This window comes from Rhodococcus sp. AC861, assembly GCF_979256035.1.
This window is the reverse complement of the sequence record NZ_CEEDMW010000112.1, coordinates 1-236: the sequence shown is the minus strand read 5'-3', so window position 1 is coordinate 236 and position 236 is coordinate 1. Positions and strand designations below refer to the sequence as shown.

Below are 236 nucleotides of genomic sequence, written 5' to 3'. Positions count from 1 at the left end.
AACTCGTCCCAGTCGAGTTCGACGAAGGAGTCGGTGCCACGGTCCGGGGACGGACCCAGTCCGGTCTGGAGCCACCCTCGCCGCACCGGGGGGCGGCGCACACGTGCTCGGTGAGTCACCGATCCGGGGACGTTGCCCAGGAGCGGTGACGGATCGGCGTCGCCCACCGGCGGATGCCCCGCGACGCCATCGCGGCCGTCCGTGTCGGCCGGGAACATGCCGAAGGGGGCCAGCTG

At 72.9% G+C, this 236-nt stretch carries 1 pseudogene; it reads right to left on the bottom strand.

Going from position 1 to position 236, the window contains the following annotated elements:
* Positions 1 to 236: pseudogene (locus AC0IX4_RS23355) on the bottom strand (molybdopterin oxidoreductase); the annotation flags it as partial.